We start from the raw sequence: 23,773 nt of genomic DNA, 5'->3' as shown, positions 1-23,773 counted from the left end.
CGCGTAGTGTACGTCCCCGTGCACCACGCACCCTTGCCCGCGGGCACCCACCCCCGGAGGTAAGTGAAAACGGGCCGCCCGAAATATCGGGCAGCCCGTCTGTTTACCGTCTTATGTTCGGCAGCGGATCAAGGACAGGGAGTCAGCTCTCCCCCGCCCAAAAAGAGCGATTCGGCCAGCCGGATCAGATCGGACAGATCGACCGTATGACCGGCGTCGCAGTTCACGTTCGCCGAACTGACCGCCACGGGAGCCGGCCCGCCCAAGAACAGGTGATTGACAAGATGAATGAGATCGGACAGATCAACCAACCGGTCGCCGTTGATATCGCCGATTACCAGTCCGATCAGCTGGAATGTCCCGGTCGCGACGAACTCCTGGAAATCGCTCGCCCTGAACGAGACCTCGATCATCCGTGTGACCTCGCCGTCCTGGGACGGGTAGTCGTCGAGCACTTCGAGCGCGCGCGTAGAGAGCAGCAGGACCGCCGATGCAGGATCCGGCTTCGGCGCCACTATCTCGATATCACCGTCGAACGCCTCCCCGTTCACCTCGAGCGTGGACTGGTCGATATCGTGAACCGTGTACCCCCCGTCGAGATCACTCACCGAAATCGTGATCGGCAATCGTGGAAGGGGTGGCACTGGACTCGGCTCCACCGTCGCAGACGCCGACAGCGGAGGATTCGCCGCCGTTCCCACCAGAACAACCTCATCGAGCACCGCGCCGGAAACGGAGTCGGTCACCGTCAGCACGGCGGTGTGAGGACCGGCGTCGTCGGGTTGAAATGCGACTGGAACCACCATTTCCAGTGCATACGTGAACGTCTGGCCCTGGACTGCCACCGCAAAAGCATCGTCTCCCGCAACATCAAGTAGCACGGTGGACAGCCCCTGCGTAAGCCCGAAAAGCGTCACCGCTTGCCAGGTGGCATCGCCGGGCACGACCTCACGGAAAAACACCGTATCCGGCTCCCCGTCAGGGTTGAACGTCTGCGCCTGCAGCGTGAGCATCTGTCCCTCGGCAAGTTCCGACATCGAGTGCCCGGCCTCTATCGACAGCCTCGCCACATAGAGCAGATCGAAATCATTTTCGACAAGATTCATAGACGTGTAGTCGAGTGGTGTATTTGTCGGGTCCTCGCCTGCGTAATCCGATGCGGCAATGAACAGATAATCGCGCCCCTCGAGGCTGGGATACTCCGCGGGCGACCACGCTTCATCATAAAACGCCGGATCTACGGAATACTCGTACAGGAACACATTCAGCTGGCGGTTATTCTCGGTGTCCCAGGCGGTAAACGGTACGTCAACATACCCGCAGTACTCGTAGAACAACTCGGGAATGACGTCGAAATCCACACAGTAGCGATATGCCTTCTGCGTAGTGGTAGTCGAGAAGCGAAGCTCGACGCTGGTGAAAAGGTCCGGGTCAGTGTCTGGCTGCACGATACTTCCGTATGAGCTTTGGTATGCCATCTGAACGTTTTCCGCGGCATACATCGGGAGCCCGTACCGACCCGTCAGCCATCGCTCGGATGACGGAGAGAACCAGACGTCCTGCAGCTCCCGATAGTTCTCGATCGCGATAGTGCATTCGTCGGCCGCAACAATCTCGGGTTCATCTCCACCCGAGCCGCTTTCGAGGATGTTTCTGACTTCGATAAGCGATGCGATACGATCCGGCCCCTGGCCTACCGCCATCGTAAACAGCACCTGCTGACTGTCGCCCGCGTTGAACGTGAAGGGACCGTACGATGCCATCATGCGCCGGTCCGACGGACTGCTGTCAATCCACCCCGTACCGGTCACCGGATCGCCGCGCAACACGAAGCGGGTCACCTCACCCGTAGTGGGATCAACCTGCGGCGAGCCGTCTCGCGAGAGACCGCGCATGTAGTTATATGTCTGGAAGTGATTGTCGGGGTCAGTACCGTTGATGTACCTATTGAACGAAAAAAGAGTCAGGTTGCGATGATCGATCACCGGCGCCCCGTTGTACCACGCCGTGTCGCCCGGTGAAGGCACCATTGGACCGCGCTCGAATTTGACCCCAAGCGCGGGCGGAGCGCTGGAATAATGCTGGTCGTCGTTGTCGGCGTTGTAGCAGTATATGATCTGGTTGGCGCTGTCGCAGCCGACATAGTCGTCGCCTGCTCCCCCGAGATCCGGATCGAGCCAGATAGCGATAAAGAAGCTGTCGATCGTGGCGCCCCCCTCGTTGAACAAGTCGTACTGAATGTGAAGGGTGCTTTGTTGATCGCTTTCATTTGACGCCCACACCGATTGCCTGACCTCGATTCCCAGAGGATCCGTGTTGCCGGCGTCCACCCAGTGCTCGTCCGGATCCGCATCATTGTATACTGCCCACAGATGTTGGTCGCCCCGCATCAGCGGGTTGCCCGAACCGTCGAGCGGCGCCCCCTGATCAACCGGCCAGGTCAGGTAATCCTCGTTCGGGTTGCCGGCCAGGCTGTCGGCAGAGAGCTTGTAGACGCGGAATTCCGGATTGTCCGGTTCGTACGTCCCCCCCGACATCGGTCCGGGCACGTACTCATCACTGTATTCCGAAACGGCAACGCGAATTTCGCCGTCCACTTTGCCGCCCAGCCATAATCCCCCCGCGTACAGCGGCGATTTGATGTTTGCTCCGGACATGATATCGGCGATTGAACTGAACGGATAGTACGTACCGTAATCGTTTCCAAATACGTCCGCAATATCACGGCCGAAACTACCGTGATTGGTGATGAACATCAGGATACGATTTGCATCGATGTACGTGTTGTTGTCGACAAGAGCTACGTCGTGAAGCGCATTCGACAGGGCATCGAGGTCCGTCGATGGCGGCAACGCGTTCGCTGCGCCAAAGATAAAACTCAGCACGAATAGTACTACACAAATGCGGGTCATGTGTGGCCCCTCCCTGAGTGTGGAGTAAACGATGGGATCCGATCTCTTAATAAACGAATCTGCCGCCCCACCGTCAAGCGCCAATATGGATTACCCGCAACACGATACATCTCGCGAGCCCCCCTTCACCCGCCCGCCTTTGCGATGAATGTGGACAGATCGAAGACCTGTCTTTCCCGCGCAAGCGCGTATCCATTCATGTGAGCTGTAGGTCAGCTCCGTTTGCACCTCCACCAACTCGACAAACCAAATCCGCCCTGTCCCGCAAACGGTGCTGACATCCACTCCTGTGTCCCCACGAACCCCGCTCCCGCCTGTGGCCCACCCAGAGTTCGCCTGCGGCGAACGTCGGGTGGGATTAAAAATCAGAGCCCCAGGGCGGTTCCGTCCTCGAAACCGCCATGTGAGCTGTAGGTCAGCTCCGTTTGCACCTCCACCGACTCGACAATCCAAGTCCGCCCTGTCCTGCGAACGGTGCTGACATCAACTCCTGTGTCCCCACGAACCCCGCCTCCACCTGTGGCCCACCCAAAAAATGACAAAACGAACCCCGCCGCGGCGGGCCGTAACGCTCACGCACCCAACAAAAAAGCCCCGCCTAGGCGGGGCTTGAAAGCTTTCGTATCTGTCGCTTAACCGATACCGGCCATCTGCATGAACGTCTCGGCTTTCACGTACTCTTCTTTGAGCAGTTCGCAGAAACTGTCGATCTGAGCGTCATCGACCTGCATATACTCGCGCACCGTGGCGTCCAATCCGCCCACCCGGCCCTCATCGTCGCCGAAGTAGAAAGCCTTTTTCGCGACGAAGTCGGCGATATGCACGAGGTAGCAGATTGCATCCCCCGACGGCGCCGCTTTGGGATCGTGATGGTACGTGATTGCATCGTTGAGCTTCTGCGGGAGCTTCCACTGTACGGCCAGCAGCGACCCTACCTGGTTGTGCGTAAAACCGATCGTCCGCTCCTCGAGTTCGTAGTCGGGCGTCTGCGGATCGGCGGCGCGGGCCGCTTTGTACAGCTTGTACTGCTCCGGCAGATAACAGGCGACAATGATCTTGCCGATATCGTGGAGCAACCCCCCGGAAAATCCGGCGTCGGGATCGATCATCCCGCGCGTCTTGAGACGGCGTGCGATAATGCGGCTGCCGAACGCCGTGGCCAGCGAGTGCCGCCAAAACTGCTCCTGGAACTCCTGGTCGTAGTCCTTGCCCTTGAACATGTCGATCACCGAGGCCGACAGCACGAGGTTCTTTATCGCCTCCATGCCGACCACGACTACCGCCTGCTTGACCGACTCGACCTCACGGGAAAGACCGTAAAACGCCGAATTCGTCAGCTTGAGCACCTTGACCGACATGGCGGGATCCTCCGAGAGAATCGCCGCGATCTGACCGGCCGAGACTTTGGGATCGTTGATGACTTTCTGGATCTGGTGAAAGACAATCGGCGGCGTCGGCAGGTTCCGGATGTTGGATACCGCCTGCTTGACTCTGCTGTCGACTGTCGGCTCGCTCGGCGTCAGTGTGTCTGCCATGGATGTTCCACTCGATACCGTCAGGCGTCGATGTCGTCGGACAACCGATCGGCGATCGTATCGATCACGGTCGGGCTGTTGTAAAAGCCCGACAGGATCTTCAACCGGATCTGCTCCAACTTCCCGTTGGCCAGCGCTGATTCTTCGCTCGCGGTCGTCACGTCCGCCTCGGCTTGCCCGCCGTTCATGGTTTGTTGCTCCCGACGCGCCCGGTCGGCCAGTTCGGCCAGCAGTTCGCGCCCGTTCTCGGATATCTCGACCCGGTCGGTCGTCGGTTTCGGCGCGCTACTATCGTCCTGTTGCTTCGTCATCGACGGCACCACGGCGGCCGGGTCCAGCGGCCGGTGATGTGGCAGAGGTCCGATCTTCATCTTCTCACCGTTTTGTTGCAGGGTTCCTTCCTATGTGCCCTATCTAGCATATCGTCCGCCGCAGGCCGGTCCTTTAGGCCCTCCTGCACCCTCACTTCCGGCCGTCCACGAACTGCGCCGGCGCCGGCTCCGCGTCCCGAAGATACTGCAGGATCTTCCGGCTGTTCTTCAGCTCCGCCAGCTCCTGCCGAATCCGCTGGTGCCGATCCTTCAAATACGCCTCGTTGCTCTCCACCAGCGCTACGTTCTTCTGCACGAGCGTGATAATACTGGTCACCAGCCGCTTCACCTCCGGGCTGATGGCCGCGATCTTGAACATCCGGGGATCGCGGTTCTTGATCGACTCGATCTTCTCTTCCGAGGCGTTGATTCGCTGCTTGCAGCGCTCGATCTCCGCATAGAGATCCAGCAGGTTCTCATCCTTGTCGTACTTCAACAGGTCCCGCTGCTTGTCCAACAGGATGTACAGCGACTGGTAGAACGAGTACTCCTGCTTCAATACCGCGATCAACTCGCGTTCGAGGCGTGTCAGTGCGTTTTCGGTCATACTACCCCGAAATGGTGAACCCGCCTGCCGCCGGAGCCGCCGCTGCGCTCGGCGCCGGCTTTCCCTCGGCTTTCTGGTCCTTCAGACCCTTCCAGCCGCTTTTCAAATTCTCGAGAATCTTGATGTTGCTGGCAATGATATCCTGGTCTTTCGTGGCCTGCGCCACGTCGATCTGGCAAATCAAGTACGTGTACAGCTTCTCCAGCGACCGCGCGATATCCTGCCCCTTTTCCTTATCCAGCGTCGTATACAGATGAACGAGAAACTTGCGCGCCCGCTGCATCGCCTCGTGCCCCTTCTCATAGCTGTTTTCACGGTACGAGTCGGCCGCGGCGCGAAAGGCGGTGATGGCGCCGTCGTATACCTGTAGTACAAGATCGAGCGGAGACTTGCCGAGCGTGTCGATCGTCCGATAGGTGTTCAGCCTGCCGTCCATGGTCCTCCCGGTGCGGTTTTCAAACAGATGTCAGTCTTTTTGATTGAACTTCCACTGCGTATTGAGATTGGAGAGATTCGTGGTCAGGTAGGTACTGATCGCGTTCATCTGACCCAGCGCCTGCTCCATGGCGTAGTATTGCAGTACCAGCCGCTCGCGGCGCTGCGCCAGCCGCGCATCAAAAGCCGTGATCTGATCGTTGATATCCTCTATCTGGGTCTCCACCGCTTTGATCCGGCGATCCAGCATGCCCGTCCCCGCCTGCGAGAGCCCGTCCACCGTATTCAGCAGGCGCGAGGCAATCCCGCTGGCGATCGTGACCGTCCCATCGGCGCCCTCGACAAGATCCTCTTCGGCCAGCGTGACTCGTAGCTGCAACCCGTCGGTGGTTGCATTGCCCGCTTTTCCCTTCAGAAGCTGGCCCTGCCCGATCGCTTCTTCGCCGTTGATCGTGCCCGCTACATCCTTTCCCGCTTCGCCGACTGCCGCGGCCAATCCCAGCGCCGAAACCGCGCTGTTGGAAACGGACGTATTGACGTTGACGTTTGACGAGGAGCCATAAGTCGAACTGCGAAACCGAAGATGCCCGGAGTCGTCGCCCGACTCTACCCATTCGACCGTCAAACCGCGGGTGCCGATCCGGGCGTCGTTGTCGATCTGGCGCTGAAGTTCGGCTATCAGTTCGTCGACCGAGTTGTAGGTGCGCTCCGAAAGCACGATGTCATCGGATTGTATACCGTCGACCGTAAACTTCAGCCTGTTATTGGTAGCATCAAGCGTTAGTGGCGTGACATACGGGTCGGCGATGCTTATCGCCCGAAGCTCTCCGCGGGTCGCCGCCTGCGTGATATCAACGTCGAATTCCACGCCGGCCAGCGTCTTGGCGGTCGATGACACGAACGTTATCGCTCGGTTCGAACTGCCGCCCGAGTTAATGAACATATTGACGACGTCATCGAGATTGCTTCGAATCGCGTTTTCGAGCGCCGCCGAGTCTTTTATGGATAGCTGGCCCGATGCGTTCGTACGTATGCCGATCGTGGCGAGCTGATTGAACTTGCTCTCCATGCCCGAAATCACCGACGTCATGGACCGCCGGAGTGATTCCTGCATCGTCTGGACGGAATAGTCGCCGAGCAGTACCCCGCTCTCCCCCGTGTCGGCGTTGTAGTCGTTCTGATCGTCGACAAACTTCATCACGTCGTTGAACTTGTCGAGCAAACCCTTGATGGTCGCTTGAATCGCGGCCGCGTCGATATCAGTCTGGACCGAAACCGTCTCGCCGAGGGCGGTTTCCTTCTTCACCGTCAGCGACAGCCCCGATATGATGTTCTTGAACTCGTTCGTCTCGGAAGTAACGGTTATTGGGGAGCCGGTCCCTGAAGATGATCCGATAGCGATACGCGCGTCGGATGCCGCCTGAAGCAACGGCGCGAACGTGCTCACCTGGAACGTATCCCCGGCCTGCAATTGCCCCGCCGAGAAACTCAGCGTGAGGCCGTCGGCTCCCGGTCCCACCAGGGCAACCTCGCTGTCGGCCTGCGTTACCAGAATCGACCCGGAATTGCTGCCGTCGGTCCAGTTGACCACGATATTGTCACTGCCGATCGTCTGGTTTCCCGTGCCGGCCACCGTGAACGTGTAATTCTTGTTCGCCGCGCCCGTGAAGGCGGCCGTCATACCCAGCGAGACGGCGGCGTCTGAAGTCGCCGCCATGTCGATCCGTTCCGGGCTGTCAAACGACGCCGACGTGAAATTCAGCGAACTGCCGCCGGCGAAACTCCCGTCGAACACGATCTTGTTCTTCACCCCGGTCTTCTCTGAAGTCAAAACGAGTCGATAGGGATTTGACGATGACCCGTCGTTGATAATACTGGCGCGAACGCCGGTATCAGCCGCGTTGATCGCGTCGCGAATACCGGTCAGCGAATTATTGCCGGCGTCGATGGTGATCGTTTTGGTAACGCCATCGCCGACGCCGATAGTAATCGACCCGGTTCCGAACAAAGCGAGCGATTCGTCTTCGAATCCCTGGCTGGCCAGCTGGTGATTGCGCGCCAGAGACAACACCTGGAAATCATACGAACCGGCGCCCACGCGACCGGACGCTGTGGCGGACAGATGCCCATCATCGGAGACCGTAACGCCGGTCGCCTCGAACGTCGCGGCGCGGGACAGCTTGCGCGCCTCCGTGGCCAGCGCCAGCAGCTTCGCCTGAAAGGCCTTGTAGGTGCTGACCAGATTCGTCTTGGCCGCCACCTGCTGCTCCATGTATACGGCAGGCTGGCGCTCGACAGCGAGGATAGACTCAATGATCTCGGTCGTGTTCAGACCGGAAGAGATTCCGTCTATCGAAGTAATCGGCATCAGGACTTCCCATTCGAATTACGACGTCACTGTCGTCTCATTCGTTATCGCGTCTTGGCAGGTCCGGAGGAGGTCGCCCTCCTCCGGACTGCACTCGTTCTATCAGTCGACTAGAAGAGCGACAGAACCGTCTGCGGAACCTGGTTGGCCTGAGCCAGCATGGCGGTGCCGGCCTGGACCAGAATCTGGTTCTTCGTGAATTCTGACATCTCTTCTGCCATGTCGGTGTCACGAATCATCGACTCGGAAGCCGTCAGGTTCTGAGCCGCGATCCGGAGGTTACGCAGGTTGGATTCCAGCGTGTTCTTCTGGAAGCTACCGAGCGTACCACGCGTGGTGGAAACCTCGTTGATGGCCGCATCGATGATCGTCTGGGCATCCTGAGCGCCCTCAACCGTGGTCACGTCGATCTCGGAGAGCGACCGGAACAGGTTGCTGACGATGTTCTTGCCCAGCGACGAGGCGGACATGTCGCGCAGGCCGATCGAAGCGGTCTGGCCGACGTTGGCGCCGATCTGGAAGACCAGCGACTGGTCGGTGTTGTTGATCGTCTCGGTGCCGCCCGTCGACGTCAGACCGACGCTCAACAGCAGCGACTCGGTGCGGTCGGCGTTGTATACGGTGGCGTTGAAGCCGGCCGTCACGGACTGGGCCGGACCGCCGTCGAGACGCACGTCGAACCTCGCCGCATCGACATCGAGCAGCAGGTTACCGACGTTGATACCGGTCGTCGCCTTGGCAACGATCATGTCGATGCTGCCGCGGCTCGGATCCGCATCCGCCGCATTGTACAGGGTCACGTTCTGCGTCGTGGCATAGGCGACCTTGTCGATTTCGTTCGTGTAGTTGTCGAACCGGATGATCGCGTTCGTGCCGCGAACGGCCAGCGTGTCGTTCGTCATGTTCAGCGCGAAGCGCAGGTTGCCGGTGGTGGTGTCACCATCGTCGCTGAGGATCTGGATCGAGTAGCTCGAACCCTCGTCCTTCGTCCGGAATTCGATCTTGTTGGTGTCAACGAGGTAGGCTTCGATGTCGTTGACGCCGCCCGAGATCGTCGCAAACGCGGTGCTGGAAGCCAGCGCGGCGTTGATATCATCGACCAGCTGCGAGTACGACGTAAACGTCGTCGCGGACAACTGAATCTGGGCGTTCGTGTTGCCGTTCTGCTCGGTGTTGACGGTGATGTTCAGACCATCGTCGGAGACACCACGAGCGGTACCGGACGTGAAGGTCAGGTAGTTGACGCCGGCCGTGCCGCCCGACACCTTCGTCGAGGCGCCGGTCTGGATCGAGTACTGCGCGCCGCGGTTGGTGGTCTGCAGCGAGATCTCGTCGCCGTCGGCCGCGAAAACGACCTTGCCGGACAGGCCGGCGTTCAGCGCGACCTCTGTGTTCAACTTGCTGACAACGTCAGCCTGCGTGTCGCCGTCGGCCAGCGTCACGGTCAACGTCTGGTTGCCCGTCGGGGACTCGCCGTTCTCCTGGTAGTTGACCACGACGTTGTACACGCCGGCGGTCGAGGCCTGGACAGCGCCCGAGGTCGCGGTGGCGTTGATCGTGGCAATCGCGGACGCGGTATTGACCTGCAAACCGTTGCCGAACGCATCGGTCAGCGTGATCGAACCGGAACGCTTCTTGGCAACGTCGGAAGCCTGCACGACGTCCACGTTGTGGATGCGCTCGTCGAGGTTGTACGGATCGCCGTCGGTGTTCCGCAGCGACAGACCCAGCGACGCCGTGTTCAGCGACGCAGACGATTCGGCCGTCTTGGTGATCGTGACCGAATGGGTACCGTCGGTCAGGTCTGAGCGGCGAATCCGCAGCTCGGACGAGTTGGACGACGTGATCGTCGCGATGTTGTCCTTGGAGCCATCGAGCAGCTTCTTCGTACCGAACTGCGTGTTGGCGGCGATACGGTCGATCGTCGAGATGGCATTCTCGATTTCGGCCTGGTCGGCTGCCAGCTGGTCGGCGTCGTTGAAGCCTTCGTTGGCGGCGTGGATGGCCAGTTCGCGCATCGAAACCAGCAGGCTGTTGATCTCAGTCAGCGCGCCTTCCGCGGTCTGGATCATCGAAATCGATCCTTCCGAGTTCTCGATCGCGCGGTTGAGACCCGCAATCTGCGAGCGGAACTGCTCGGAAATCACCAATCCTGCCGGATCATCGGCGGCCTGGTTAATGCGAAAACCTGACGACAGCTTCTCCATCGACTTGTTCAGAGCCGTGGTCGTCAGCTTCAGGTTGCGGTTCGCATTGATGGCCGCAATGTTGTGATTGATGCGAAGTGACATGTGGTCCTTCCTCCTTGAGTATTACAGTAAGGTTTCCTTACCCATCGTGTTCGTACTCGGTTTCACTGTCATGTCACTTCCTATGTCGCGTAGTCCATCGGTCGTGATGGTCCTATTCACACCGTTTCTCTTCGTCTGTACCTCCTTGAGACCCTCCTCTGCTTCAGTCCCGTGCCGTAATTCACCCTTCGTATTTTTATATCATCATTTTCGGCATCCGGGGTCTTAACTTAATAGACAGCCCGGCCTTTTTTTCCGCTCTGGTACCAGCGACTTACCGGCCCGCGTCGACGCCCGCAAAAGCGCCGCTCAGAGCCGCTATACGGTCCTGAGCCGGGCGAAAACCCGGATCGATCTGCAAGATGCGCCGATATCCCATTCTTGCCGAATCCGTATGTCCCAGAGCAAGATAGCACTCGGAAAGATGAAACAGAGCCAGCGTGTCCCCCGGATTGGTCGCCAAATGCCGCTCATAAAATGAGAGCGCCCGACCGGCCTGACCCAGCCGCCGATATAAATCTCCCACCACCGGAACCAGATCGGCGGACTCATCCGTACTGCCCGCAACGGCTTCCAGGAATTCTATGGCCTCTTCATAGCGCTCCTGACGAGCCAGCGCCAGACCCAGATTCCGGGCAGCCGAATAGTCGCCCGGCCGGATCGAAAGTGCCTCCCGATAGAACAATTCCGCCTGATCGAGCTCTTCGAGCTTGAAATAGCAGTTGGCCAGGTCGTTGTAGGTCTCCGCGCCGGCATCCCCCCGTTCGATTATCCTGCGGTAGTGATCCGCCGCTTCACGAAATCTGCCCAACTCGAAGTACGACTGCGCGATACTGGTCTCTCTGGCCGTATCGCCGCCCGGTCCGCCGCTCGCCCGCCCAAGCAACTCAACTGCCTGGTCGTAGCGGCCGCTGTCGCGACAGATTTCGACCAGCCTCGTAAGCGCCGTCGTGTTGGCAGGTTCTATTGCCAGCACGTCGTGGAGATACCGTTCGGCCGCCCCGGCATCCTGCCGCCGATTCGCCACCGACGCCAAACCGAGCAATGCCTCCACCCCCTCCCGGTTTGTCTCCCTCTGGATACGAAACTGCGTCTCCGCCCCGGCGAGGTCTCCCTCGGCCAGCAAAATCTGGCCCAGCCGAAGTGCCGACTTCATGTAACCGGGAGTAAGCGCGCCGACCTTCTGCAGGTGCTTTTTCTCCTCGTCCGTTCTCCCCTCGTCATGTGCGAGCAGCGCCAGCCCGTAATGAGCCGTCGTGCGGCTGTCGACATGTTGCAGGATCAACGGATCATGCTCTTTGCTTGGCTCGTAGATTGCCTGCTCCCGCAAATACGCCACGTAAGACTGACGGGCCTCCTCATACCGCTGCAGGGTACTGAGAATGTGTCCGCGCAAAAGCAATGCGTCCAGGTAGTCAGGCCGGATTTCCAGCGCCTGGTCGCACGCCGTCAGCGCCTCGTCATATCGCTGCAACTTGAAATTGCACCAGGCCAGCTGGTCCAGCGCCATCAGATGCAGGTGGCGGCGCCCCCGCTTCGACGGGTCGGTCAGTTCCACCACTCGCGTCGCGGCGTGAAGAATCCTCTCGGCGTCATCCCGATCGAAATCATCTTTCCCCCGGAGCAGTTGCGCGTAGTTGAACAGCGCGAACGGATCGTTGGGATTGTCGGCCAGTTGCTTCTCCAGCAGCGCCCTGGACCTCTCCACCTTTCGCCGCATTTTCTCCTGCGACAGGCCATATCCATAGTGCTTGATGCGCACGCCGATCCGGGCCGTACGGGCGTCCGAAGGTACCCGCAGCTGGTTGTGAACGATTCCTTCATACCGAAGGTTCAGCCGGCGGCGGAACAGACGCATCGACGGTAAAAACGTCACCTGATCGGGCTTGTTGGCGTACACGTTGAAGACGTCAAGGCACACGATATCGTAGCGCTCGTCGGACAACAGCGGTTTCAACTTCGAAACATCTTCGGTAACGAATTCCTCGTCTGCGTCGATAATCAGCACCCAGTCGCATGTCGCGTGCTCAATCGAGAAATTGCGGTGCTTGGAGAAGTCGCCCTCCCACGGCTGGTGGTACACGCGGGCGCCGTAGGACTCGGCTATCGCGACCGTCCGGTCGCTCGATCCGGTATCCACGACGACAATCTCGTCCACCCAGTCGCGAATCGACGCAAGACATCCGGGCAGCAGCTCTTCCTCGTTTTTCACGATCATGCACGCCGACACCGTCGGTCTGTCCTGCAGGGCGGCGGCGAGCATGCGAAGTTCCTGCACCTGCCGGCACGCTTCCATCCCCCGCTGCACGGTATCCCGTGCTCGCTGACGTTCCCCGAGGCGGTACCAGGCGCGGGCAAGATTCAGATACGGCAGGTAGTTGCCGCCGTCCAGGCGGATAGACTGCTCGAACGGGGCGATCGAATCGCGCAGACTGCCCGAATCCATATGCGCCGAGCCGATTATGTTCAGCAACTGGGAACGGTGCGCCGGTGTCACCGCGAAATCACCCTCGACCCGTTCCCCCCGGTCGTGACGCTCCATCGATGCGAGGCACGCGGCCCCGGCGTCAACCGCACGGCGATATTCCCCGAGCGAAATGGCCACGTAAGCTTCGATGAAACGAAAATCCACCGCGTCAGGACAGGCGCTTACCCCGCGGCGAACGGCCTCTTCCGCCCGGGTGAATTGATGGGTGGTGGCATACCCGAACGCGAGTAGGCGGTCGAACTGGATGCGCCGACGTACGTCGCGTGACATGTACTGGCTCTGCACCGGCTCCAGGACCTCCGGAATCTTGTCGTGCAGATTGTGCGTCAGGTAAAACGTCGCCACCGCAAGCCGGGCCGCGAAGTCCTGGGGATCGCGTCGGACGTCGGCAAGCAGTTCGTCGAACGCCTGCTGAGGAGCACGCTCGGCGCGAGTGCGCCCGTTCGCTCGCGATGTTTTCCGGGATCGCTTGTGATTCTTGCGCGACGATCCGGCCATGGACACCATCCTTTCCTATGGGGCAGTCCAAGCTCCGCTGCCGACACGGCGCCGTCGCAGGCGCCGGTCCGCGGCCGTTATAACTCGACCAGCTCTTCCTGCGGATGCAGTTCGGCGGCGTGATCGGCTCGCTCCAGCGCATCGAGCAGGTAATGCTGCACCCGGTACGGTGAGTTGACCAGAACCAGCTGTTTGGCCAGTCTCGTCTCCGGGTTCACCAGGATCGGCCCCTGCAGGTTTGCCGATATCTCGCGCGGATTGTCCGGCACGGTCACGATACAGTACGTCTCGACCGAAGACACCTCGCGCACCTCGAGTTCGGCGATTTCCTGAGGGTTCACCTCGATTCGGTAGCCCCGGTGAAACAGCAACGGGTTGGCAACCAAAAACGCTACCGACTCGTCCTCGAGCGACTGGAACCACAAAAAGGGCCGCAGCTGCTCGATATCCACCAGGCAAAACGTCGCCAGGTGCTCGAAACCGAGAATGGGTCGCGCCATGGTGATGACCTTGTCATCGGGCACATCCAATTGTCCAAAGCGAAGACTCTGTACGAACATATTCTGTCCTCGTCTCCCACCTACCCGTTCAGAAAGTCCAGCAGGCTGGGCTGTATGATTTTGGCGCCCGCTATCAGCGCCGATTGATAATTCGCCTCATACGTCGAGAGCTTCGTCAGCACGTCGGTCAGATCGGCATCTTCTACTTCCGAAAGCAGCCGGGTGAAACTCAAATGCATGTCCACCAGCCGCGTGTTCGTCGTCTCGAGCCTGACTGTCCTCGTGCCTACCGTGCCGCGCGCGTCAAGCATCGCTTCGATACTGGCGTCGAGCGGCGCCAGAAGCCGCCCCGCACCGTCGCGGTCATTGTTGTCCAGCGCGTTGGCCAGCATTATCATCGTGCCGACCATGTCCGTCGACCCGTAGATCCCGAGATCTTTCGCCGCCCGGCTTTCCCGACCGTCTTCCACGGTCAGCGAGCGCGTCGGGTCGTTGTTCTCGATCTGAATCCCCGTACCGGCCTCGTTGATCGTTGCCGTGATGTCGAGCGCCGATCCGTTTAAACGATCCAGCACGTCCTGAATCGTCACGATTGTCGGATCCTCCAGATCGATCACCAGGTTGCGTTCGCCCTGCCAGATGACGATTTCCCCCCGATCAAAACCGTTGCCCGCTGAAATTGAGTCGATCAGACTGTCCACCGTAAGCAACGCATCGAGATCCGAGCCGGGATGATCGACCAGGAACTCGGCCCGCAATCCCAGGTCCGCCGCCGTCGTCCCGCCGTTTTCCGAGACGGCGAACGATGAACCGGGGTTGAGATCGTCGCCGATTCGCTGCGCGCCGATTGTGCCGGCGATGCCTAGCTGCTGCGCGATGCTGTTGCCGTCGAGGGCGTCCTCGATCTGAAGTCCGACCGGCGGTACGTTTGTGTCGTCTATCTGCAGGCCCGTGCCTGCAGCGTTGAGGGTCATCGAAACGTTGGCCAGCTCCGGGTACGAGCCCGATGCCGCATTCATGGCGTCGTTGAACATGGTGATGACGTCGTCGAGCGTCTCCGCATCGGACACGTTCACCGTGATATCTATGATCCCGCCGTCGAACACACGAAACACGCCCGGCTCGGTCACCACTCCGGCGCCGCCATGCAGCCGGTCGAGTTCGGTGGCTCCGGATACCAGCCCGCTCGGCGTCGTATTCCAGAGGATATTGTTGCCGTCGGGGCCGATCTCGGCCGTGAGATCGGTAATGCCCGCCGCCGCAAGATCGGCGTTTATCTTGGCGAGCGCCTGGTCGATCGTCGTGATCGCCGGATCGCTCAAATCGATGGTCGCCGTGATATTCAGATTCCGGTCGGTTACGGTGAATCCCGACGCCTGATCGACGCCGTCGCCGCGGCGCAGCGTGTTCAACAGAGTGGCGCCGGTGACGCCGATATTCAGGTCGCTGTCCTCCCCGAGCCGCCCCAGCCGCTTCAGAAATACGTCGTCTCCCGGAAGGTTGACACTCAGGCGCTGCCCGTTATCGACTTCAAACTCGATTTGTCCGTTGTTGCCGCCGTAGACCGCCCCGGTCGCGTTCACGTTGAACGGCGTGATTCGCGTTCGATGACCGGCGAATATCGCACGGTCTTCCAGCCGCGTATTGGCCAGCGATGTTATCTGGTCGATCAGGGAACGGATCTGTCCGGCCGAGGCTTCACGCGCGATGTCATCGTACGTATCGTTGGACATCGCAACCGCGATTTCCTTCGCCTCGGATACGAAATTCTTCGTATCCGCGAGAACCTGGTCGTAGGTCGCCGTCCAGTTCAGCGCCTGGCTGATGTTCTTCTGGTACTGCTCGATTTTCGCCAGTTCCGTCCGGTAATTCAGGTCGCGAAGCGTACCACTTGGATCATCGGAGGGCTTGTTGATCCGGCGACCGGACGACATCTGCGTCTCGAGGTCGAAAAACCGACCCAGCGACCGCTGCATGTTGAACACCACGCGGTTCGAGATCATGTTGTTGGTGACGCGCATCCTGATCGCCTCTTACGCCGACTTGTTATCGTTGAGCGGGTCCGGACGCGAACCGTCCTTCCGGTTCGGTCCCTTGCCCTTGTTGTCCTTGTAATCCACCATGCCGGCGTCGTCCGGTTCGCTGGTCCCCTTGATCTTGTCCTTCAGGACGTTGACCATGTTGATCAGGTCCCCTTTGATCGTCTTGAGCGCCTTACGATTCTCTTCCTGAATCTTCACGTATATCTCCTCGCGGTGGACGACGACGTTGGACGGAGCCTCGATCCCGAGACGCACCTGCCGCCCGCGAATCCCCAGGACCGAGACGCGAATCTCGTCCCCGATCGTAATGCACTCACCTAACTTCCTTGTAAGAATCAGCACAGAAAGACCCTCCTTGGTGCCGTCCTGTTTGTCACGCCGGTCTCAAGCTATCGTCCCACGATTCCCATCGAGCCGATCACCGTATCGAGCGCCTGGTCCATCGTCGTTATCACCCGCGCCGCGGCGTCGTACGCATGCTGGTACTTGACCAGGTTGGCCAACTCCTCGTCCAGCGATACGCCCTGCACCGACTGCCGGCTGTTATCGATCTGCTGGGCCAGCAGCTCGTAGTTGCTCGTGAACGAACTCGCCTCGTGGGTTTCCACGCCCAACGTCCCTATCAGGCTGCTGTAAAAATCATTCATCGACTGGGTGCTGTTGCTCATGACGGCGCTGTTGCGCAGTTCCGAGAGCCGCAGCGCGACTTCGTTGTCGCCGTCGATCGTCAGTCCCGCCGCCATCTTGTTGATGTCCTCGGTTATGGCGGGGCTGATCCGGATTGTCAGCGCGTCCGTGAAATTCGGATCGAAAAAATTGTATCCGGTCGTGCCGTCCAGGCCGTAACCGAGCGCGTGGATCGCGTTGACCTCCGTCACCAGCGTCCGGGCCAGCTCATCCAGCTGGGCCTGGTACTGCGGTATCAACTCGTCCCGTGACTGTATCAGCCCGGCCAGCTGGCCGTTCTTGTTGCGAAGCTGGACCGCCGTCCCCTGCCAGACCAGCTGACTGATCGGCTGGCCGTTGCGGTTCTGCAGGTCCGCACCGATATCAAAACTGTCGCCCCCGTCCACCAGCGCCATCCCTCCCATTTGCACGATCGTGGCGCCGTTGTCCTTCTCGATCACGCGCACGTCAATCAACTCGGCGAGCTGATCGGTCAACAGGTCGCGCTGGTCCCGAAGGTCGTTCGCGGTCTGCCCGCCCAGTTCCTGGGACTTGATCTGCTGGTTGATGCCGGCGATCTCCCGCGTCAGCTGATTGATCTCCTTGGTCATCGTCACCATATCGCGGTCGACCGAGGTGCGCAGTTCGTCCAGCTTCTGCGCCAGCTGCCGGATCCCGTTGATCAGTTGGTTGGCGGTCGCGAGGACGAGCTTGCGGTTGTTTGATGAATCGGAGTTGGTCGCCAGCTGCGACCACGAATCGAAAAAGCCGTTGAGAAGATCGTTTAACGAACTCTCGTTGGGCTCGTTGAACAGCGACTCGATCTGTGAAAGCGTCTTGCTTTTATATCCCCACTGCCCTTCGGATTTCTTGGCCTCGCGGTACTGCGTCCCCAGAAACAGGTCCCGAATCTGGCGCACGCCGGTGGCCGTCACCCCGGATCCGATCTGCCCGAACGTGGCGTCTTCCGGATAAGTCGAGGTCACCGTCACCCGCTGGCGCGTGAAGCCCGGCGTGTTGACGTTGGCGATATTGTGACCGATTGTCTGAAGCGATATCTGGTGCGTCAGCAGCGCGCGTTTCCCGACTTCCAGTCCCTGCATCAATCCCGGCATCATGCCCTCCTGTCGACCGCCATCGCGGCGTCGCTCTGCCGCCCGGTCCCGGCGCGGCTGTATGTGTTCTCGGGATGCTGGATGCGCGCCAGCAGGTTCATCAGGCTGGCGATCGACTCCCGCGACTTGTTCAGCAATAACGCATTAGTGTTACGCACGTCGTTGATCTGCTCGTTGAGAGAAAGGATGAGCTCCTGAAGCCGCGTCAACTGGGACGCCTGCGCGGCGTCGACCAGATCCAGCAGACGCGATAACGTCAAATCGCCGTCGATTGCGCGCGACGACCGGATATCCTCGATCAGCTTCTCGCGCTCGGCGCCGAGCAGCCGCGTTTGTACGATCACTTCACGCTGCCGCGCCGTTATCGCGTTCAAACGCTCGAGGTCATTGGAGACCAGCGCGTCTTTTTGCTGCTCGAGAAGCGTCAGGTACGTGTCAAAAACCGCAGCTTCCTTGCTGATGACTGTGATCAGACGGTCAACCATATCCCATGTGTCTCTATGTTTTTGTCCATCATCTGTATCGACAGATCACCCCAACCTCTTAACCGGTTACCGGGCCGTGCTTCGGTCTGTCGACCGGGTTTGATCCAGCAGCCGTGTGACTTTCTCGACGTACTCGCGAGTCTCCCTGAACGGGGGCACTCCGTCGAATCTCTCCACCGCCCCGGGGCCGGCATTGTAGGCGGCCAGCGCCAGCCGAACGTCGCCGAACCGCTTGAGCATGGCCGCCAGATAGCGGCTCCCACCCTCTATATTCTGCGCCGGATCGAGACTATCCACTACCCCCAGCTCCGCCGCCGTGCCGTCCATCAACTGCATGAGCCCCTTGGCGCCGGCAGGCGACACCGCCGCCGGATCACCCTCCGATTCGACTCGGATCACCGATGCGATCAGCGCCGAGTCCAGATTGTGCTCCTCAGCCGCCCGGTCGATCAGATCCCCGAATCGACTCCTGATGACATCCGTAGACGATTGCTTCGCCGGTGACTCCACCGGCATCGGTTCCTTTTTGGATGGAAGCTCGATCGGCTGCCGGACCGGCTTCGCGATCGGGACCGGCTCGGGCTTGATCGGCACCGCCGTCTCCCGCTCGAGAGGAATAGGCCCGCCTCGCGCTGCCGTGTCGGCGGCGCGGAACCGCGCCTCTATCGCGTCCTCCAGCGATCGGTACAGCATATCCGAAATCGATCCCGCCCCGCCCGTGGCGATCCGCCGACCGATCTCCATATCGAACATCTGCGTGAATGTCTCCTTGCCCATCGAACCGGTCAGCGGCGCCCCCTCCGTCATCGTGCCGTCGGGGATCGTCTTGCGCATCGTCTTCAGCAGCTCGTACATGAAAAAGGCCTCGAACTCGCGCGTCGCCTTTTTCAAACGCGCCTTTTCCTGCTCGGCCGTCTGACCCGTCTGGCCGCGGAGTCGCTCCAGGTCGGTCTGGACCGGCGGGGCTGTTATCGCTGGAGCTTTCATCACATGATGACGAGGTCGGCCTGTAATGCACCGGCCTGCTTGAGCGCCTGGAAAATCGCGACAATATCACGTGGCGTCGCGCCGATTCTGTTCAGGGCGTTGGCGACATCGGACAGGTAGACGGCCGCGTCGAGCTGCACCACCCGCGCAACATCCTGCTGAACCGAGATACTCGGCTCCGACGTCACCACCGTCTCACCGTCGCTGAACGGCGATGGCTGCGATATGATCGGCCGTGACTGGATGCTCACCGTGATCGTCCCGTGCGCGATCGCCACCGGCTCTATTTTCACGAATTGCCCGGCCACGATCGTGCCGGTCTTCTCGTTGATTACCACCTTCGCGGCCTGGTCCGGCACCACCTCCAGATGACCTATGTCGGAGATGAAGCGCATCCGAAGCGTCGGATACGTCAGCGTATCGGGCACGACAACACGAATCGTCCCGCCGTCCACCGGATACGCCACCAGCCCGTACTTGATGTTAATGCGTTCGGCCACCCGGTGCGATGTCGTCGCATCCGGATAATGAAGCGACAGGTGAAGCTCTTTTTCGCTGCCCGGAGTCGCCGTGATCGGATTTACGATACGACCCCCGTTGGGTACCCGCCCCACCAGCGTGTAGTTGTTCACGATCTTGTTGCCGTCGTCGACCTGCACGTTGAAACCGCCGATCGACACCGGCCCCTGCGCCGTTGCTCGTACCGTCCCGCCCGGGTCGGACAATTGCGTCAAAAGCAGCGTACCGCCCTGCAGCGACGAGGCGTCGCCGAGCGACGACACCGTTACGTCGACATATGAGCCGGTCGTGTACTGACTGCTGAGACGGGCGGTAACCATGACGGCGGCGATGTTTTTGACTTTGACCTTGTTCCGGTCGACCGTCAGACCCATCCGCTCCATCATGTTGACCAGCGACTGTGTCGTGAACTGGGTCCCGTTCCCGTCCCCGGTTCCATCGAGTCCGATCACCAGACCGTAGCCGATCAGGTCGGCCTCCTGGTTGTCCTGAAACGTGCAGATGTCCTTGATGCGGACTTTGGATCCGTCCACCGAGGGCGCCAGCAACAGGACGATTGCGATTACAAGCGGAATTCCGATCGGAATCACCAGCCGGCTGTAGAGTGCGGCAAACATGCGAGCCTCCTAAAACAGCCAGTTGAACAGGCGGGTGAAAAATCCGGGACGAGCCGCCGTGCTGGCGTTGCCCTTACCGGTATAATGAATCTCGGCGTCTGCGATCAGGTGCGACAGGACGGTATTCTCCGACGTTACGTCGCGCTCCCGGACCACTCCGGTAATCGTGATGGTCTCGCGGTCGCCGGAAATCCCCAGCACCCGTGTCCCTTCTATTACCAGGTCGCCGTTCGGTTTTTTGTCGATGACGGTGCAGGTAATTTTGGCCTGGATCGTTCCCTGCCTCAGATTTTCACCTTTGCCGTCAAATTTGGCGTCGTCGCTCGCGCTCACACCGAACAGCGGGATACGACCCAGAATCGGTCCTACACCCGGTCCGCCCGACGTGTTTACGTCGCTCGACTTCTCTGTCTTGGATTCTACCTGCGATGATGCGCGGTTCTGCTCTTCGATCAGGATGGTGACGATATCACCGACATTGTGAGCCTTGATATCGGAGAACAATGACTGGCCGCGACCGAAATCCTGTCCCTGCACGCGCAGGGCGAACGGCAGCAGCAGCAATATCGCGACGAATATCAGTATCTTTCTAACGCTCATGAGTCTACCCTCGAATCCTATTCGTTTAGGGTGTCACGGTAACGGAACTGTTATCGATTATCTCGGCGGTGATCACCTTGCCGGACGACACGTTGCGAACTCGCACCGTCTCTCCCCGGCAGCCGCGCTCCAGCGCTTTTCCCATCGCGGTGATCGTACAGGGTCCGTCCTGATACACGATCGTCACGTCACGGCCCGCCTCTATGTCCGGAATCGGTTCCACCGACCCGGTCGTCAGGATGTCGCCGCGACGAATATTCCGCGCGGCTCGCAGACCGGCGACGCTTTCCGTCGACGTGAGTGGCTGTTCGCGAAGGGTCGTGATGTCAGTTCGCTCGACTCGCAGTCTCTCCGGACTCAGCACGTCGAACCGGCTCATGCGGTCGTCGGCGACCACCACGTCGGCAAACTTTCGAATGCGAAGCCGTACCTGGACCGTCTCCGTCGTGCCGTTCTGATACGTCACCGTCGCGAGCACCGAAAACAGTCCGATCGGCTCTTTCTGCGTCAGCGGCTTGTCGACTGCAATGGAGTAGTCGCGCTCGATATAGTCGAGCCGCCCTTCCAGCACCTCCACCTCGTACCACTGCGGATCGAGTTGGTAACTGTCGATCACCCACTCGACCACGTCTTCCTTGGGACCTGCCGCGGTTGTGCCGTAGGTCGCACTCAGGATGAGCAGCCAGAACAGAATCTTCTTAAGTCGTTCCATGACTCGTTATCTCTTCAATTGGTTGGCTATCTGTGCCATGTCGTCAGATGTTTGAATGGCCTTGGAATTGAGCTCGTACGCCCGCTGCGCCACGATCATGTTCACCATCTCATCGACCACGCTGACGTTGGACCCTTCGAGATAGCCCTGATCCAGCGTCCCGAGCCCCTGCTGACCGGGCACGTCGGTGATCGGGTCCCCCGATGCCACCGTCTGTACCATGAGATTGCGGCCGATGGCCGCCAGACCGGCCGGGTTGACAAAACGCGCCAGCTCGATCTGCCCGATCTGCACCGGCTGGGTCTGTCCGAACTGCAGCACCTCCACCGTACCGTCGGCGCCGATCGAAATCGATGTCGCGTCTTCCGGTACCGTTATCTCCGGCTCGAGGAAATACCCGTCCGAGGTAACCAGCTGCCCGTCTGCGGTGAGTTTGAACGCACCGTCGCGCGTGTAGGCGATCGTGCCGTCGAGCTGCGTTATCTGGAAAAACCCGTCGCCTCGGATCGCCACGTCGAGCGGGTTGCCCGACTGCTGCATGTCGCCGGTGGTGAACTGCCGAACGGTCGCTGCGGGTCGCGTGCCGTAGCCGATCGCCAGCCCCGTGGGCACGCGCGATCCGACCGCCGACGCCGCGCCGGCGCGCCGGTAGTTCTGATACAAAACGTCCTGAAACTCGAGATTCGTCTTCTTGAATCCGGTGGTGTTGACGTTGGCCAGATTGTTGGCGATGTTGTCAACGTTCATCTGCTGCGCCGCCATACCGGTCGCGGCTGTGCGAAGTGCTTTTATCATCGCGTCACTCCTATGTTCGCGAACATGTCTGCTATTCGTTTCCGGCGACCCGTCGGAACAAATGGTCCAGCGACTCGTCCTGCGTCTGCAGCGACTTGGCGTTGGCCTCGTACTCCCGGAACGTGATGATCATGTCCACCATCTCGTGGACGACATCGACGTTGGCCGCCTCCAGATACCCCTGCTGGATCTCCCCCCGCAACGCCGGCAGCAACTCCTCGCCCTCGGGAACTCCGTACAGCGAACTGCCCAGCTTCTCCAGGACTGAATGATCCGCGACGTCAACCGCCCGGATTCTATCAGTCGCCAGTCCGTCGACATCGATTTCGCCGTCGGCTCCCACCGTCACCTGACCCTGGCCGAGTTGCACCGGCCCACCCTCCCCGATCAGCCGATAGCCGCCGGGAAATGTGACGTAACCTTCATTGTCGATGGAAAAATTGCCGGAGCGCGTCAGGTATACGTTCCCCTCGGTATCCTGCAACTGGAAGAACCCGTCGCCGTCGATCGCCAGATCGAGCGGATTACCCGTGTGGTTGAAGCTGCCCGCCTGGAAGTCCGTGTAGGTCCTGTTCACCATCGGCTTCTCCCAGTCGGATTTCGAAACCTTTCGGGCCTGCTTCACCTGAGCCCGACTGAGCTCCTTGGTGAACAACCGGTCTTTCTTGAAACCGGGTGTCGCCGCGTTGGCGATATTGTTGGCAATCATCTCCTGCTTTCTGGCCCGGGGAATCATGCCCGACGCGGATGTACGAATACCTTTAAGCATAGTATCCTCCTCCCGACGCGAAAGCACCACCTGTGCCAAGCGCCCCTGCGTTCTCGCAACTGATTGTGATCGTGCTGGTTACAGCGGTACGCCAGACGTGGCGTCGGGCCGGTCCAGTCGCGGCAACGGAATTGGTTTCCGGGGAAAAGAGAAAAAGTTTCCGGCTGAAGAATATTACTCGGGCAGGTTCTCGTACTTCGCTTTTGTCTTGTCGATCAGCTTGTCCATCGCCTCGTGGAAACGATCCTCACTGAGATACTCACCATTTGATTTCTGGTACAGGACACAGTCTGTCCGGTATCCGAAACAACGCAACTCCTCCGCGAGGTAACAGGCACGGATGTAGGCACATCGGCTGATTTTCTGCGAGTCTTTGACCTGGTTCATGTTGCATTCATCGGCAGATTCCGCCGCAAAGTGAATGAATTCCGGAGTGTTCGTCACCAAAACCCGAGAGTGATGAGGCGCCCCTGTGCTCCCCGCCGTCCTCTCCGGCTGCACCGGCTTGCGCAGTTACCGCG

Annotated in this window: 19 protein-coding genes and 1 pseudogene; all 20 read right to left on the bottom strand. The window is 59.9% G+C overall.

What is annotated here, in order from left to right; translation table 11 throughout:
* Window positions 1–128 precede the first annotated feature (128 nt).
* Complete coding sequence (locus RBT76_10345; protein ID MDX9858181.1) at window positions 129–2,912, bottom strand: hypothetical protein; 2,784 nt, start codon at window positions 2,910–2,912, stop codon at window positions 129–131.
* 632 nt (window positions 2,913–3,544) lie between these two features.
* Window positions 3,545–4,447 carry an HDOD domain-containing protein gene (locus RBT76_10340; protein ID MDX9858180.1) on the bottom strand — a complete coding sequence of 301 codons (903 nt, stop codon included), beginning with the start codon at window positions 4,445–4,447 and terminating at the stop codon, window positions 3,545–3,547.
* A 20-nt stretch (window positions 4,448–4,467) separates the two neighbouring features.
* Window positions 4,468–4,818 carry a hypothetical protein gene (locus RBT76_10335; protein MDX9858179.1) on the bottom strand — a complete coding sequence of 117 codons (351 nt, stop codon included), beginning with the start codon at window positions 4,816–4,818 and terminating at the stop codon, window positions 4,468–4,470.
* 91 nt (window positions 4,819–4,909) lie between these two features.
* Window positions 4,910–5,365, bottom strand: coding sequence for a hypothetical protein (locus tag RBT76_10330; GenBank protein MDX9858178.1), 456 nt, complete (start codon window positions 5,363–5,365; stop codon window positions 4,910–4,912).
* 1 nt (window position 5,366) lies between these two features.
* A complete protein-coding gene (locus RBT76_10325; protein ID MDX9858177.1) occupies window positions 5,367–5,801 on the bottom strand; it encodes a flagellar export chaperone FliS in 435 nt (144 codons plus the stop codon).
* A 30-nt stretch (window positions 5,802–5,831) separates the two neighbouring features.
* On the bottom strand, window positions 5,832–8,168 hold the full coding sequence (gene fliD, locus RBT76_10320; protein MDX9858176.1) for a flagellar filament capping protein FliD: 2,337 nt from the start codon (window positions 8,166–8,168) through the stop codon (window positions 5,832–5,834).
* 110 nt (window positions 8,169–8,278) lie between these two features.
* Window positions 8,279–10,459 (bottom strand): flagellin, encoded by a 2,181-nt coding sequence (locus tag RBT76_10315; protein MDX9858175.1) that lies wholly within the window; start codon window positions 10,457–10,459, stop codon window positions 8,279–8,281.
* A gap of 274 nt (window positions 10,460–10,733) precedes the next feature.
* The gene (locus tag RBT76_10310; protein ID MDX9858174.1) at window positions 10,734–13,445 is read right to left on the bottom strand and encodes a tetratricopeptide repeat protein; all 2,712 of its coding nucleotides are present in this window, start codon (window positions 13,443–13,445) and stop codon (window positions 10,734–10,736) included.
* 77 nt (window positions 13,446–13,522) lie between these two features.
* Window positions 13,523–14,005 (bottom strand): flagellar assembly protein FliW, encoded by a 483-nt coding sequence (locus tag RBT76_10305; protein MDX9858173.1) that lies wholly within the window; start codon window positions 14,003–14,005, stop codon window positions 13,523–13,525.
* Window positions 14,006–14,025: 20 nt separating this feature from the next.
* Window positions 14,026–15,966: a flagellar hook-associated protein FlgL gene (gene flgL / locus RBT76_10300; protein ID MDX9858172.1), complete on the bottom strand. Its 1,941-nt coding sequence runs from the start codon at window positions 15,964–15,966 to the stop codon at window positions 14,026–14,028.
* Window positions 15,967–16,155: 189 nt separating this feature from the next.
* Window positions 16,156–16,329 (bottom strand): annotated as a pseudogene (csrA, locus tag RBT76_10295) (carbon storage regulator CsrA).
* A 47-nt stretch (window positions 16,330–16,376) separates the two neighbouring features.
* Window positions 16,377–17,768, bottom strand: coding sequence for a flagellar hook-associated protein FlgK (flgK, locus tag RBT76_10290; GenBank protein MDX9858171.1), 1,392 nt, complete (start codon window positions 17,766–17,768; stop codon window positions 16,377–16,379).
* Window positions 17,768–18,253 carry a flagellar protein FlgN gene (locus RBT76_10285; protein MDX9858170.1) on the bottom strand — a complete coding sequence of 162 codons (486 nt, stop codon included), beginning with the start codon at window positions 18,251–18,253 and terminating at the stop codon, window positions 17,768–17,770. Before RBT76_10285 ends, flgK begins: the two co-directional genes overlap by 1 nt.
* A 66-nt stretch (window positions 18,254–18,319) precedes the next feature.
* Window positions 18,320–19,240, bottom strand: coding sequence for a transglycosylase SLT domain-containing protein (locus tag RBT76_10280; GenBank protein MDX9858169.1), 921 nt, complete (start codon window positions 19,238–19,240; stop codon window positions 18,320–18,322).
* On the bottom strand, window positions 19,240–20,376 hold the full coding sequence (locus RBT76_10275) for a flagellar basal body P-ring protein FlgI (protein ID MDX9858168.1): 1,137 nt from the start codon (window positions 20,374–20,376) through the stop codon (window positions 19,240–19,242). The genes RBT76_10280 and RBT76_10275 overlap by 1 nt, the downstream gene beginning before the upstream one ends.
* A 9-nt stretch (window positions 20,377–20,385) precedes the next feature.
* Entirely contained in the window at window positions 20,386–20,976 is a 591-nt protein-coding gene (locus RBT76_10270; GenBank protein ID MDX9858167.1) for a flagellar basal body L-ring protein FlgH, read from the bottom strand.
* Between the two features lie 25 nt (window positions 20,977–21,001).
* Entirely contained in the window at window positions 21,002–21,688 is a 687-nt protein-coding gene (gene flgA / locus RBT76_10265; protein ID MDX9858166.1) for a flagellar basal body P-ring formation chaperone FlgA, read from the bottom strand.
* 6 nt (window positions 21,689–21,694) lie between these two features.
* Window positions 21,695–22,483, bottom strand: a complete 789-nt coding sequence (gene flgG / locus RBT76_10260) for a flagellar basal-body rod protein FlgG (GenBank protein MDX9858165.1) — start codon at window positions 22,481–22,483, stop codon at window positions 21,695–21,697.
* A gap of 31 nt (window positions 22,484–22,514) precedes the next feature.
* Window positions 22,515–23,252, bottom strand: a complete 738-nt coding sequence (flgF, locus tag RBT76_10255) for a flagellar basal-body rod protein FlgF (protein MDX9858164.1) — start codon at window positions 23,250–23,252, stop codon at window positions 22,515–22,517.
* Window positions 23,253–23,426: 174 nt separating this feature from the next.
* Window positions 23,427–23,639, bottom strand: a complete 213-nt coding sequence (locus tag RBT76_10250) for a hypothetical protein (protein MDX9858163.1) — start codon at window positions 23,637–23,639, stop codon at window positions 23,427–23,429.
* Between the last annotated feature and the right edge of the window lie 134 nt (window positions 23,640–23,773).

The sequence above is a fragment of the Candidatus Zixiibacteriota bacterium genome (assembly GCA_034003725.1).
Taxonomy (GTDB): Bacteria; Zixibacteria; MSB-5A5; order GN15; family FEB-12; genus WJMS01.
Note: the sequence above shows the minus strand (reverse complement) of the source record. Positions and strands in the feature narration are given on the sequence as shown.